Raw genomic sequence first — 13,951 nt, 5'->3', positions numbered from 1 at the left:
GTGCTGATCGTGTTGTGTTTGATTTTCCAGTACAACGGTTGGTCCAAGCCGCTGATCATTTTGTCGACGCTGCCGTTGGCATTGGCGGGAGCATGGTTGGGGTTGTTTTTGTTTGACGAATCACTCGGGTTCATGCCCCAGCTTGGTATCTTGGCCTTGTTCGGGATCGTTCTGAATACCGCGATCATCTTTGTCGAATTCGCCGATATCTTGATCGCCCAACGAGCGAGCGAGAAAGCGAGTGCGGGAATCGCCGATGGGCCGATCGTTGGTCTTAGCGTTGCCGAGTTTCGTGAGTGTTTGATCGACGCAGGAAAACAGCGAATGCTGCCGATCTTCTTAACCACAGCGACCACTGTGGGCGGTTTGATCCCGTTGGCACTCAGCGGCGGGGCACTGTGGGAAGGATTGGCGTGGTGCATGATCGTCGGTCTGCTGCTGACCACCTTTTTGACGTTGATCGTGGTTCCCGCGTTCTATGCGATCCTGGTCGAAACCTTGGGCGTCAAACCGATCGCGATTCCAACGCATGAACATGAATAACTCTATTTTCGAGTGTTTTTCAGCTCTGGCAAACGTGGATTAGAGAGAGGTCGAGTAGGTCATTTGGCGATGTTCGGATCGACACATTTCGCATTCTCAGTAAGATGGTATCGATGAATGCAAAACCAAGCAGTCCCAAGCTGACGACCGAACCGACGCCCCCCTCGCCCGCAGACGATTCGCGTGGGTCCGAAGCGGCTGCGAACGCCCCGAAATCGACACTCCCGACGACGCCGTCGCTCGATGCCGCGATGCGGATCGATCGTTTTCGCTTGCGCCGTGATAAAAAACGACTCAGCCCCGAAGCGTACGCAAAACGGCTGGCCGAATCGGTCCAGCAGTGTGATGCTCGCAAGGCCGCAGCACCGCGGGTCGAGTACTCCGACGAACTGCCGATTACGTCACATCGCGACGAGCTGATTCAACTGATCCGCGATCGCCAAGTCATCGTGGTCTGTGGGGAAACGGGCAGCGGCAAGAGTACCCAATTGCCCAAAATTTGTCTCGAAGCCGGCCTCGGACGCGAGGCGATGATCGGGCACACCCAGCCGCGTCGGTTGGCCGCCCGCAGCATCGCCACTCGATTGGCCGAGGAACTCGATACCACGCTCGGCAAAACCGTCGGTTACCACGTTCGCTTTGGCGATCAAACCGGTCCCGAGACGTTGATCAAGCTGATGACCGACGGGATTCTGCTCGCCGAAACGCAGTCCGATCGCTTCCTCGATGCGTATGATGCGATCATCATCGACGAGGCTCACGAGCGTTCGCTGAACATCGATTTCTTGTTGGGGTACCTGCGGCGGTTGCAGGCGAAGCGGCCCGATTTGAAAATCATCATCACTTCGGCAACCATCGACGCCGAGCGGTTTGCCGAACACTTTGCGGACGAATCCGGCCCGGCTCCGATCGTCAACGTCGAAGGCCGTGGGTATCCCGTCGAGCTCCGCTATCTGCCTTGGGAAGAAGTCGTCGACGATGAAGATCGCGGCTACGACCTGGCGCGTCATGTGATCGCGGGAATCGAATCGTTATCGCGAGGCGGCAGTGCAGGTGACACGTTGGTCTTTCTGCCCACCGAACGCGATATCCGCGAAGTCACCCACCGGGTCGCCGGACATTACAAGCGGCTGGGGATGCCCAATCGCGTCGACTTGTTGCCGCTGTACGCCCGGCTGCCACAGAAGGAGCAGCAACGGATTTTTCATCCCGACGCAGGAAAACGGCGGATCATTTTTGCCACCAATGTGGCCGAAAGCTCGCTGACGGTCCCCGGGATTCACTCGGTGATCGATACCGGCACCGCGCGGATCAGCCGCTACAGTCCACGCAGCAAACTGCAACGATTGCCAATCGAGTCGGTCAGCCGGGCGAGTGCGAACCAACGCGCCGGTCGTTGTGGTCGTATCGGACCTGGGGTTTGCGTGCGTTTGTATTCACTCGAGGATTACGAGTCGCGTGACGCGTTCACGACGCCCGAGATTCGGCGTACCAATCTGGCCTCGGTCATCTTGCAAACCAAGACGCTGCGTTTGGGACGATTGGAAGAGTTCCCGCTACTCGATCCACCGCGTCCCGAATCAATCCGCGAAGGCATTCGGACGTTGATGGAATTGCGCGCGATCGATGACAAGCACGAATTGACTGAAATCGGCCAAAAGCTTGGCCGCTTGCCCGTCGATCCGCGTGTGGGACGCATGATTCTGGCGGCGGACGAGTTCGGGGTGCTGCCCGAAATCTTGCCGATCGCTGCGGCGCTCGAGATCCAGGATCCTCGTGATCGCCCGCAAGAAAAACAGCAGGCGGCTGATGAAGCACACGCGATGTTCAAGGATCCCAACAGCGATTTTCTGTCGTACTTGAAATTGTGGCGGCACTACGAAGAAGCTCGCGAGAAGCATTCACGCAGCAAGTTGATGCGAGTGCTGCGTCAGCAATTTCTGTCGCCCAATCGCATGCGTGAATGGTCCGATGTCTATCGCCAGCTCAAAGAAATGGTGGCGACGTCGCTGGGCGAACGCAAAGGAGCCCGCAAGAAGATTGGTGCGATTCGCTTTGCCGATGATCCCGAACGATTGCTTGACGCCAACCTGGACGACTCGCTACACCAAGCCCTTTTGACCGGGCTGTTGTCGAGTGTCGCAATGGTCAAAGAAAAGAGCGAATACACCGGCGCCGGTGGTTTGAGTCTTTATCTGTGGCCCGGAAGTGGTGTAGCGGCAAGTAAGCCCAAGTGGATTGTCGCCGCCGAACTTGTCGAAACCGCCAAGCAATATGCACGCACGGTGGCTCGGATCAAGCCCGAGTGGATCGAAACCATCGGGGCGCATCTGATCAAACGTTCGTACAGCGAGCCGCACTGGAGTTCCAAGTCGAGTGGTGCGTTTTGCTACGAGCGGCAATCGTTGTTCGGGCTGCCCGTGGTGGTCCGCCGCCGTGTCCCCTTGCCACCGATCGATGCTTCGACCGCTCGTGATTTATTGATCGAACACGGCTTGGTCGAGCAGCAGATGAAGACAACCGCTCGCTTCGTGCGGTTCAACCAGGCATTGCAGGAATCGATCGCATCGTTGGCCGCCAAGACACGTCGCCGCGATTTGGTGGTCGATCCCTATTCGGTGGAACGATTCTATCAAACGCACTTGCCCGAGGATGTGTGTGATCGTGGCCGGCTAGAGAAATTCGATCGCGCGCTCGAAGCCCCCGCATGGACCAAACAGCTTCGTGATGCCGCCGATTTGTCAGCTTGGCTGCAATCGCCGCCAACACTCGAAGAAAACGCCACGCCGTACATGCAGCCTGGCGATTTGATCGAAGCCGCCAGCGAAGCGATCACCAAAGAAGCCTTTCCCGACGAATTGCAAATAGGCAGTTCGCGGTTGCCGCTACAGTATCGCTTTGAACCCGGCGCCGAAGCGGACGGGATCCAATTGAAAATCCATCAAGCCGCTCTGCCGCAAGTCAGCGACGAGCGTTTGGGGTGGTTGGTGCCCGGTTTATTGCAAACCAAACTCGTCGCGATGATCAAATCGCTGCCCAAGCGAATCCGGCGAAACCTTGTACCCGCGGCGGATATCGCCGCGAGAGTCGCCCAGGAACTGGCGCCCGAGTACGGCCAAGTGCCGTTCATGCCGTCGGTGTGTGCTGCATTCTCGCGGCATGCGGAAATGCCAGTGACGCCCGATGATTTTCAGTCCGAAAAACTCGACGACTATTTGCAGTTCCTGGTCACCGTGGTCGATGACGATGGCAAAACGATCGCCAGTGGACGCGAAGTTCAGCCACTGAAAGAAAAACTGGGCTCGGCAAAGGACCAACCTGAGGCAGCCGAGGCGGATGTTTCGGATGAGTCATGGGCTCGCGAGTCGATGGTCACGTTTGATATCGACTCGCTACCCAAAGAAGTGGTGCGGACGCGAGGCGGGGTGAAGGTCGCACAATACCCGGCGTTCTTTGACAAGGGCGATGGTGTTGCGATCCGACTCGTCTCGGATTTAGCAAGTGCCGAAGCGATGTCTCGTCAAGGATTGACGCGACTGTTTGCATTGACGGAGAAGAAAGAGTTGCGAACTCAGGTGCGATGGCTGCCGTCGCTCGAGCAAGCCAAGGTGAAATTGAGCGGGGTGGTGTCGGCCGCCTCAATCGAATCACAATTGATCGATTTGCTAGCCCGCATCGCGTTTGTGGAAAACGAACCTGTCATTCGCAGCAAGGCTGAATTCGATCAACGTCGGGGCGAGCGAGCACGACGAATTGCCGAGGCGACGCAAGAGGTTGCCACGTGGTTGTCGGCAATGGCCGACGCCTATTTTGCGGCACGACGGCAAATTGAATCGACGTCGGGAAACCGTTTCGACCAAGCGATGCGGGATGTCCGGCTGCAGATGGACTGGTTGATTCACGACCAATTTTTATCGGTCACGCCGTGGGCATGGCTGAAGCATTATCCCCGCTACTTCGCCGCGATCGCATACCGGTTGGACAAGCTGACCAGCGGCTCGGCGCCGCGTGACCGCGAGGGAACCGAGACGGTCGAAAATTTGCGTCAGCGGTGGATGGCGACATTGCCTGAGAGCGAGCGAAATCCGCGTGATCAATCGGCAACCGAAGTCCGCTGGATGATCGAAGAGCTGCGAGTCAGCCTGTTTGCCCAGCCGCTCGGCACCGCAATCAAAATCTCGCCCCAACGCTGCGAAAAAGCAATCGCCAAACCGTAGCGAAAGTCGTTATGTCTTTCGTTCCAAATGACTTCATCTGTATGGCATCGCTGAGCGATCCAGATGTCGGTCTTGGAAAGACCGACGTACGTGGCACGTAGCCGACGTCTCTCCGAGACTTTGAGGTGCTAGATGCGACAAAAGCCTCCCTTGCGAATGACGCTGACAATACGCAAACAATTATCGATGTCTGGCCTCGAGGCACTTTTTAAGAGTGCCGAAGTGGCGGCTAAAGCCTGTACACCAACGTTTCCGGCCGTACCATTCGTACGGCCACCTTTCTGTTTCAATTGGAATCGGATAGACCGACAAATTCTTCCAATTCGGTCATTTTGGATAAGTCCTGTATGGTTTTAGGAAACGCATCGTTTGCTGCGTCAATTGCAATCCATTGAAACTCGGCGTCAATTCTTCCCTTCGTGGCTTGAAGTTGCCCATCAATTTGACGGACTCTTGCCGAGTTCGTTGTGACCATTTCGGGCCGCGGCATGCCCTCGACGTGCGAATAGATGACATCTTGATCTGTATGGTCGACGAATCCTTCATCTCCGTAACCGTGATCCACCTCGCTTTTAAATCCAACAGGAACTAAAAGTTTTTTGTCAAATCGCAGACGTCGTCGTCCCTTTGATTTGATTTTGTATATTGCCGTGATTGTGAGTATTTCATCACTCTCATCAATCGTCAGATAAGAGCCCGATCCGATGGCAGTGGTCAATTCAGCAACCGAGCGTTCTGTTCCCTCAAATGCCGTCGGAAATTGCTCCAACCCGACCAGAGCAAGATTTGGAATCGGGGATTTTGTTAACGCCTGATCAAATGAAGTTGCTTGAAAGCTGGCTGATCGGTCACCTATCCGCTTAAATCGACAACCGTTCGCATTCACCTCGCAAACAACGACGTCGAGGTCTTTTCGTTCCGTTTGATTGGCCAAGGCCAAATCAAACGGAACCTTCACTCGATGATAGGCGTACAAGCAGCGTTCCTTGTCCCGGTCCATCTGGATTCTCAGGTTGGTGGTTGCAAGCAAGCAATTCTTTCCAGAGAACGTGCTTTCTGTTTCCGTCAGACGAATTCGCACATCGTATTTTGGAATTGAATTCCACGTCGCTAGATGACCCGAAACATAGCTCAACGCATCTTCACGCTCGGTAGGATTCTGGCCAAACCCAATCCCAGAAAGAAGCAGGAGGATGGTCGTGAAATAGGCTGCTTTATTCATTGAAAACCCGTCGTCAGGCGTGGTGTAGTGAAGGACTCCATCTTTTTTTACAACGGTGGTGGTGTGAGTTCCGGGCATGGGGTTCCATCTGCGTAATATGCCTCCTTTTTGACACCCCAGTCAAAGGAGTCCGTGGTATCGCCACATGTCTCGCTCGGCGGACATTCGGTGTAACCAGTGCAGCCTCGTTCCAATGAACAATGCACGTCATTCCATTTTGTAAAGCTAGTCGAACGGTTTACTAACATGATTCATTCCTCAAAGCGTTAATGACGGCTAGGCATGAAGATCCGCATGGTTTCCAAAACTCGTTTTCCGGACACGGGGTCAATGAAAGATAGTTCGACGCTGGATTTGGTGGCAATCTCGTCTTTCCCACAAAACATTTCCAGTCGAAAAATATTGGGGGCGACCGTCGCAATTTCAGTGTCCAGTTGCATTTCGCCAGCACGGATACTTAATGAGTTTTTTACTCGGTCGCTAACTTTAGTCCGGCTATCTTTGTTTAGTCTTAGCATGACGCTCGCAGTAACCCGGTCACTTTCGTCGATCGGATGAAAGCGAACCAGTCTTGGGTAGACGCTAAACGATTTAGCTGCAGTGACAATAACGGGAATGCTGTCCTCGTGCCCTGTCTCCATCGATTCAACGGTTATCAGACCCGTTTTTGATTTTGATAGATCGAAGTCATCGGGTATTGAGAGGGTGATTATTCCTGTTTCGAGATTCAACGCTCCTTCCAAGCCTTTTAATGGTGCGCTAAACCGGATGTCGACGCTATCAGAAGATGCACGCTTGCCTGCCGTAATCGGTATCGAGTGCTGTTCCCCCTTTGAGTGTGCTAAATGCACTATCCTTGGGCGGAAACTCACAAATCCACCGTATGCAAATTTCAGCTTCACGAAAAACTGAGACTTGCCGTCCAGCAAGCCTCGGAATGCCACTTGTTGATTTCGTGAGGTTGGCTGACGCTTGGTCGAAATGGACACATGAAAGTCTTGACTGCCGCCTTCTGGGATACGGCCCCGCACGGGGGTCACTTTCGTGCATCCGCAAGTCATATCCAGCCCATCAAAACCTAAAGCATCAGGCGTCCGGTTGTGCACGGTCACTTTACAACTAATTGTTTGTCCGGGACGGTATTCGCCCAGGTCGACGACTGGGACTCGATCGTCGCTTTGCCCGAAAATTTCAATCTCAATCGAATCCGGCGCGTCAGAAGCGGCTTCAGCAATCGGAGAACTTGGTGTGATGGTCATCGCTAAGATGATAGGAAGTGCAAGTGTGACGGTCCTTCGATCAAGCATGGCTGATCCTCGATTGCTGCACCCGAAAAAAATTTATGCTACACCTGGCACCGATGAACCTATCATCATCAAAGTTCAATTCAACGGAATTCTATACAGTGCATCGGAGAAATTCGCGTGGTGAATTTCTGGAGCTCAGCATCGAAGACAAGGGAGGGGAATTGCCCGTTGTCACCTGCATGCTCGCCGAAAAGGGGAGCGATCGGTGCCAGGCACCTAATTTCCGGCACCTAATTTCCCCTGACGCCGAAGAGAGAGTAGCGGACTTAGGTGAGATGGCTGCTGTCGCTCGAGCAAGCCAAGGTGGAGCTAAACAGGTGCCTTTCTGCCGCCTCACTCGAATCAAAATCTCGCCCCAGCGCTGTGACAAAGCTTTCGCCACCCCCTCATCCCGCTCCATGTCTCCGTGTCTCCCCCTCTCCCTCACTCCTCACTCCTCACTCCTCACTCCTCACTTCCCCCACCCTCACTCCTCAAACTTCATCTCCCGCGTATCCCGTTCCATCCCCGTCGGGACGGTCAACGGCGTATAGAGTTCCGGTCGGCGAGCACGAATCCAGCTGCGGCCGGTAGCATCCGCCAGCAGACCAGCGTCCAGGTCGGCGATCACCATCGCGTCGTCCGCTTTCCATGTTTCCGCAAGCACGCGGCCGTAAGGATCCAGGATCATTGCGTTGCCAGTACGGATTTCGTCATCATCGACTCCCACACCATTACTGAAGATCAAGAAAATGCCGTTGTCATGGGCACGACTTGGCAACCAACGCATTAGCCAGCCTCGTCCTTTATCGCTTCGAAATTCATTTTCGATCGTCTCAGGGTCGGCGTGTCGGTTGTCCCACAGTTGCCGGTCAATGATCCCCATCAAGTTCGGATTCTTGCTGCGTACGGCTCCGGTTTGATGCGGAGCCAACAAGATTTCCGCACCACGAAGAGCGGTGATGCGAACGTTTTCGATCAAGTTGCAGTCGTAACAAATCAGGACGCCGACACGAAAGCCATCGGGCAGATCGAACACGGTGTACTCGGTGCCGCTGCGGATTGCGGTGTGCTCGAACGCCTGCAATTTTCGATGGGTTTGGACCGTTCCATCGGGCAAGGCGACGACATAGCTATTGTAGAACTCGCCACGCTCGCTGACTTCGACGAGCCCCGCACCGATGCTGATTCCGTATTGCCGTGCCAACCCGATCAATCGCTGAGTGCTGGGGCCATCCGGGATCGATTCTGCAAGTTGGCCAAGTTGCTGAAGCGACAGATTGCGAATGAACCAATACCCGGTGATACAACATTCCGGGAACACGACCAATCGCACCTCTTGGTTGGCGGCTTGGCCAACGAACGCTTCGATCTTTGCAAAGTTGGCTTCCTTGTTCGCGGGTGATGCTTCGAACTGGACCGAGGCAACACGGATCGTGCGAGAGGCTGCAAGTTTCGTATCCGATGTTTGCATTTGATTGTTGGGGGGGCAAGGGAGGGGTGAGGGCCGGAGCGTAGCAACGTTTCGGCTCGTCAGCGGAGTGGGGGAAGCGGTTTTTGGGCATTTTACCCGATGTGGTGGGAAAAACAGTATGATGATCCCCGTCCCGCCCCCGCCTCAACGACTGCAACCTGCGTCACCTGCCCCATCTCACCAAAGTTTCTTTTAGAACAAGGTCTCCCGCCATGCGATACTCCCACCCGGCTGTCTCTTCGCTTTCCCCTCTGCTTATCTCATTTTGGGCTTGGGTGCTGCTCGCCCTGCCAACGTTCGCAAACGATGCGGCGATTGATCTGGCGGTCACGCTGCGGCTGCCGCCGACCTCCGAGAATCCACGAAATAGCGAAGGTGACTTCATCCAGCTCAAAGACGGTCGGTTGCTGTTTGTGTATACCCATTTCACGGGCGGTGGCGGCGACCATGCCTCTGCCCATCTTGCCGGTCGGTATTCAGCGGACGGCGGCAAAACGTGGGATGCAACGGACACGCGGATTTTGGAGAACGAGGCGGGGTTTAACATCATGTCGGTATCGCTACTGCGACTGGCCGACGGACGCATTGCGATGTTCTATTTGAGCAAACAGTCACTTCTGGATTGCCGGCCTGTGGTTCGCTTCAGCAGCGATGAGGCGGCGACGTGGAGTCCTCCGCAGACGATCGTTCCCGATTCGCAAGTGGGCTACTATGTATTGAACAACGATCGCGTGATTCAGCTGAAGGATGGACGATTGGTGATGCCGATGGCACTGCACAATTCACCGAAATGGGAAAAGCCTGATTGGGCCGGTCGCGTGCTGTGTTATCTCAGCGATGACGCGGGCAGCACGTGGCGCGTGAGCAAAACTATTTTAGAAACGCTCGACCCTAGCAGCGGCAAACGGTATCTCGCGCAAGAGCCTGGCGTGGTCCAGCTTCGTGATGGTCGCGTGATGATGTTTGTACGCTCGAACGCTGGCAGTCAACAGATCAGCCATTCCGACGATGGAGGTGAAACCTGGTCGCCACTGCTCCCGTCGACACTTCTGTCTCCCACTTCACCAGCCACGATCGAACGTATTCCCGGCAGTGACCGGTTGGTATGCGTATGGAATGACCACACGAACATTGCCGCGGAATTACAAGGAAAACGCACTCCGTTATCGCTTGCCATCAGCGAGGACGAAGGCAAAACGTGGCGTCAATCGCTCACGCTGTTTGACAACCCCAGCGGATGGTACTGTTACACCGCGATCGAGTTCACCGCGGACGCAATGTTACTAGGCCACTGCGCCGGAGACCGCAAGGAGAACAACGGCCTCGCCGAAACGCAAGTCACGCGAATCGAACTAGAGGAGCTGGCCGCCGTTCTGGAGTAAAACCGGTTCAACTTTTACGTTCAGTGCGTCATGAGGACGTCCTCGCATAAGTTTTCATATGCCATGTTTTGCAAACTGCTAGAGCCACAACAAGTCACCTCTCCCGAGCGCAGCTAGGGAGAGGTCGGACGGGCCCTTTAGGCCTCGTCCGGGTGAGGGCCGACCGCGCAAGCTTCGTGTGCGACGGATCATAGGCACTGAACACCTGGATCTTTCGCCAAATACCAGGACCCGCACCACACAAAAAAATCCCTCGCCGATTCGCTCGGCAGGGGATTTCAAATGAATGAGGAAGCACCGAAGCTAAGTGGCTATTCGAGCGACTCGGTTTCCTTGCCTCGAATGGTTCCAAGTGCGCCCCACAGCCCGTAAGGGCTCTTCGATCCTGGTGCGGTCCAGCCGCCGCCATTCGCAACCGGTGGTTGCGTCAGGTCTCCCGATTCGATCGAGTCAGTGACGAAGCGGATGGCACCATCGGCCATCAACACATGAGCACCACCTTCGTGGTAGCTGGTGACCGAAGCCAAGCCGTCATTGGAATCGGTGGACCGTAGACACGAGGGGGAATTCGGGGGCAACACGGTCATGACGGCCGTCGAATGCCAATGACCGTCTGCCCAACGCCGTCCACGCTGCCAAATACCGCCTGTCGCGTACTGTGATGGCGACTCGGGATTGATGTGAGCCCCTGATTTACATTTATCAGGCGTGGGACGCCACCAATCACTGCCATCCAGATGGAATACATAGCTCCGAACACCGCGTTCGAAATCCATCACGCATAATTCGCCCATTGCGATCGTGTTGGAGGTGCCATCCTTGATGTCACGGAATCGAGTGATTTTTTCTCGCGCGAATAATCCTCGGTGGCAGCCGGTCACACCTGTGTGGTGATTGCGGTCGCCCGGTTCCGGTGAACGTCCGGCGCCTCGAATCGTATCCCCATAACAGTTCCCGTAATTCGTCTGTCCCGCACCATTGAGCACCGCAGGGTCGCTTGGACAACGATAACTCATGACCTGAGTCATCCATGGGATGTACGTCGGCGAGTCGGTGCCGGGAGACGCACCCATCGGATCGAAGTTGGTCGTTCCTTGCACCGATGGATTGCTGAGTTGCTCCCAAAGCGCCTGCTGCTCAATAAAAGGTAAAATGCCGACGAGGTTTAGATTGACGCGGTAGCCATTAGGAGCCGATCCGTCCCAAGTGCTAGGAAACATCTGGTAAGCGGAATGATAGTTGTGCATTCCTAGACCGATTTGCTTGAAGTTGTTGCTACAACTCATTCGCCGGGCCGCTTCTCGAGCCGCCTGAACTGCGGGTAGCAGCAATCCGACAAGAACGCCAATGATGGCGATCACAACCAAAAGTTCCACCAAGGTGAAACCCTTTCGCCATCGAGGCGCCGAACAATTTTTATGCATGTGACTAGTCCATAACGTGTGAGAAAAGACAAACGAATCATCGCGGCGGAGTTGGGTCCGCGTTCATCAACGCCTCCATCTTCTCGGGATCGTTGACATCGCTGCCGACATCAGGATCGACCTGTACCTCGCCCTCAAGGACTCTCGTTCCCGAGGAATCTCCACAGCCGAGAGTGCAAGCAACTGGAACAAACAAGAACAAAAACAGCAAAGGCCGGTAACGCATAAAACCTTCCAAATTTATCATGAGAATAGAAAATAGTAACGCCAGCCGCCGTGGCATTGAGGGCTGGTTATGGGCGGCGTAACTCCCGTAGTCGCTGAGTCTATAGGTTGCAATTAGGCCTGTCAACGTTTTCGGACCCCCCCTATGACGAAATGCTGGACAGCATCATTCTCGGGTGATCGTTTTGCTAATGTTTCTGAAGATTGGCGCTCTATGTAGTGCCAAATCCTGCGTTTCCGCTTCGCCTAGACAAGTGGGACGGAAGCGAATCAAATTGCGGCGAACTCGCCCAGACGCAAATCGGCTTGGAAAGCCGAGCGACAACGGGTTAGCTCCAGAAGTCGCGGTCCAGGCTGCGGTAGCCGATGGCTTCGGCGAGGTGGGTTTCGTCGATCGATTCGTCGCCGGCAACGTCGGCGATCGTCCTTGCCACTCGCAAAATCTTGTCGTGAGCTCACGCCGATAATCCCATCTCCTCGACACTGTGCTGCAACATGTGCTGGCACGGCCGGTTCAGTTTGCAGAATTGACGCACTTGCCGGCTGCTCATTTGCGCATTGTACTGAACCGCTCCGTTACCGAACCGAGCCAGTTGGCCTTCGCGAGATTTCGTGACATCCGCTCGCATCTGGGCTCTGGTGGATCCACCACTGGCGGGCGATAAAAGTTCATCGAACGGAACCGCGGGGACTTCGATATGAATGTCGATCCGATCCATCAGCGGACCTGAAATCTCTCCCATGTACTTTTCAATTTGTGTCGGCAAACAATTGCATGTCCGACGTGGATCACGGCGATAGCCGCAAGGACATGAGTTGGCCGCGGCGATCAACATAAAGTATGCTGGGAAGGTGGTGCTGCGGAGCGCACGCGAGATCGTGACGACGCCGTCTTCGAGCGGTTGCCGCATCACCTCGAGTGTTTTGCGATTGAACTCGGGAAGTTCATCCAAGAACAAAATGCCGTTGTGTGCCTTGCTGATTTCGCCCGGCGATGGAGGACTTCCACCGCCGACCAATCCCGCATCGCTGATCGTATGATGCGGACTTCGAAACGGACGACACGCCAACAGCGGTTGCCCGGCGGGCAATTGGCCCAGCGCACTGTAGATACGCGTTGTCGCGATCGATTCGGGTGCCGTCAGTGGCGGCAGGATCGTCGGCATCCGTTTGGCCAGCATCGTTTTACCGCTGCCTAGAGGACTAACCATGATTAGATTATAGCCGGTTTAACCAATTGCCGATCCAAACAAAAAACGGCCACCCGATATATGGAGCGACCGTGATGCATTTCGGTAGTGTCAGTTAATCGTTAGGCAGTCTGCAGCATCCGACAACGGCGACGCATTCCGCAAGCGGCTAATCCCATCACACCAAAGATAGCCAGGGACGCGGGTTCGGGGACAGTGCCGTCGTTCGTAGTTACGATCAGTTGTTGCACACGCGGATTCTGATCGAACCTCACTGCTGTGTTTGGTTTTAGTATCGAAAGCCCGACGGTAAAATAGGATGACGGGATCGCATTTACAAGGTCATGTACAGCTGCACCCGAAAGTGTCGTAGTTGTAACGGAGGGGTTGCTGGATACGATGAAGCTTCCGTATTGATTCCCGGAACCTAAGTCTGCGTAAATCGCTTGTCCCGCAGGGTCGTTAGTAAGATACGTTGCAATCAAATCATTTCTACTTGTTGAGACATCATAGATCGTAACCGTGGCAGGTAGGTCAAAAGCAAGTTCGTTGCCGATCCGGAGTTCCACGCTAGTTATGTTCAGTCCGCTTAGTGAGGACACGTCAAATGTATAAAACGACCTATTAAACCCTGATCCAGTGTAAGTATTGTCGCTATTGGAACTATGTTGGCCATCACTCGTGAACGAACCACGGCCAGGGAAAGACGCATCGAACGTCATAACCCCCGCCTGCACTTGCCCCGCCCCAGCGACCAACACCGCAACGCTAGTCAAAAGAAACGAAAACACTCTCATACAATTCCTTTTTAAATCGTTGTATCTAAATTGCCGTTTACTCGATGCGTAAACGCCAAACGTCATTTGCGAATAATGCCCCCCGGATGGTGCGTCGTCAATAGTCCGTCCTCGAAATTTTCAAAATTTGCCATGTGCATACGCTGCACCGAATTGAGAGTCTCAGACTGTATAAAATTGAGTTTTTAAAT

At 54.6% G+C, this 13,951-nt stretch carries 9 protein-coding genes and 1 pseudogene; 3 read left to right on the top strand and 7 right to left on the bottom strand.

Annotated features, from left to right (window positions below; all coding sequences use genetic code 11):
* Both ABX962_RS15115 and hrpA read left to right on the top strand, forming a co-directional pair.
* Nucleotides 1-543, top strand: a 543-nt coding sequence (locus tag ABX962_RS15115) for an efflux RND transporter permease subunit (RefSeq protein WP_372720796.1), incomplete at its 5' end; no start/stop codon positions are given.
* 113 nt (nucleotides 544-656) lie between these two features.
* The gene (gene hrpA / locus ABX962_RS15110) at nucleotides 657-4,760 is read left to right on the top strand and encodes an ATP-dependent RNA helicase HrpA (protein ID WP_372720794.1); all 4,104 of its coding nucleotides are present in this window, start codon (nucleotides 657-659) and stop codon (nucleotides 4,758-4,760) included.
* A 286-nt stretch (nucleotides 4,761-5,046) separates the two neighbouring features.
* Here the strand turns inward: hrpA and ABX962_RS15105 are convergent, their stop codons facing one another.
* The 3 genes from ABX962_RS15105 to ABX962_RS15095 form a co-directional block, all read right to left on the bottom strand.
* Nucleotides 5,047-6,060 carry a hypothetical protein gene (locus tag ABX962_RS15105; RefSeq protein ID WP_372720792.1) on the bottom strand — a complete coding sequence of 338 codons (1,014 nt, stop codon included), beginning with the start codon at nucleotides 6,058-6,060 and terminating at the stop codon, nucleotides 5,047-5,049.
* Between the two features lie 188 nt (nucleotides 6,061-6,248).
* Complete coding sequence (locus ABX962_RS15100) at nucleotides 6,249-7,241, bottom strand: hypothetical protein (protein WP_372720790.1); 993 nt, start codon at nucleotides 7,239-7,241, stop codon at nucleotides 6,249-6,251.
* Nucleotides 7,242-7,755: 514 nt separating this feature from the next.
* Nucleotides 7,756-8,742 (bottom strand): nitrilase family protein, encoded by a 987-nt coding sequence (locus ABX962_RS15095; protein ID WP_372720789.1) that lies wholly within the window; start codon nucleotides 8,740-8,742, stop codon nucleotides 7,756-7,758.
* A 212-nt stretch (nucleotides 8,743-8,954) separates the two neighbouring features.
* Here ABX962_RS15095 and ABX962_RS15090 point away from each other — a divergent pair, with 212 nt between their 5' ends.
* Entirely contained in the window at nucleotides 8,955-10,124 is a 1,170-nt protein-coding gene (locus ABX962_RS15090) for a sialidase family protein (RefSeq protein ID WP_372720787.1), read from the top strand.
* Nucleotides 10,125-10,435: 311 nt separating this feature from the next.
* Here ABX962_RS15090 and ABX962_RS15085 read toward each other — a convergent pair whose 3' ends face one another.
* The 4 genes and pseudogenes from ABX962_RS15085 to ABX962_RS15070 form a co-directional block, all read right to left on the bottom strand.
* Complete coding sequence (locus tag ABX962_RS15085) at nucleotides 10,436-11,548, bottom strand: DUF1559 domain-containing protein (RefSeq protein WP_372720785.1); 1,113 nt, start codon at nucleotides 11,546-11,548, stop codon at nucleotides 10,436-10,438.
* Nucleotides 11,549-11,585: 37 nt separating this feature from the next.
* A complete protein-coding gene (locus ABX962_RS15080; RefSeq protein WP_372720783.1) occupies nucleotides 11,586-11,795 on the bottom strand; it encodes a hypothetical protein in 210 nt (69 codons plus the stop codon).
* A 307-nt stretch (nucleotides 11,796-12,102) separates the two neighbouring features.
* A pseudogene (locus ABX962_RS15075) lies at nucleotides 12,103-12,996 on the bottom strand (YifB family Mg chelatase-like AAA ATPase); the annotation flags it as partial.
* Nucleotides 12,997-13,085: 89 nt separating this feature from the next.
* Entirely contained in the window at nucleotides 13,086-13,685 is a 600-nt protein-coding gene (locus ABX962_RS15070) for a PEP-CTERM sorting domain-containing protein (RefSeq protein ID WP_372720798.1), read from the bottom strand.
* Between the last annotated feature and the right edge of the window lie 266 nt (nucleotides 13,686-13,951).

The organism is Novipirellula sp., from assembly GCF_041583735.1.
Taxonomy (GTDB): Bacteria; Planctomycetota; Planctomycetia; order Pirellulales; family Pirellulaceae; genus Novipirellula.
This window is presented reverse-complemented; position numbering and strand designations above follow the sequence as displayed.

Bases quoted from the DNA above. Each gene is read 5' to 3' on its own strand.
- hrpA (WP_372720794.1), top strand. From the start codon at position 657: ATGAATGCAAAACCAAGCAGTCCCAAGCTGACGACCGAACCGACGCCC.
- ABX962_RS15105 (WP_372720792.1), bottom strand. From the start codon at position 6,060: ATGCCCGGAACTCACACCACCACCGTTGTAAAAAAAGATGGAGTCCTT.
- ABX962_RS15100 (WP_372720790.1), bottom strand. From the start codon at position 7,241: ATGACCATCACACCAAGTTCTCCGATTGCTGAAGCCGCTTCTGACGCG.
- ABX962_RS15095 (WP_372720789.1), bottom strand. From the start codon at position 8,742: ATGCAAACATCGGATACGAAACTTGCAGCCTCTCGCACGATCCGTGTT.
- ABX962_RS15090 (WP_372720787.1), top strand. From the start codon at position 8,955: ATGCGATACTCCCACCCGGCTGTCTCTTCGCTTTCCCCTCTGCTTATC.
- ABX962_RS15085 (WP_372720785.1), bottom strand. From the start codon at position 11,548: ATGCATAAAAATTGTTCGGCGCCTCGATGGCGAAAGGGTTTCACCTTG.
- ABX962_RS15080 (WP_372720783.1), bottom strand. From the start codon at position 11,795: ATGATAAATTTGGAAGGTTTTATGCGTTACCGGCCTTTGCTGTTTTTG.
- ABX962_RS15070 (WP_372720798.1), bottom strand. From the start codon at position 13,685: ATGACGTTCGATGCGTCTTTCCCTGGCCGTGGTTCGTTCACGAGTGAT.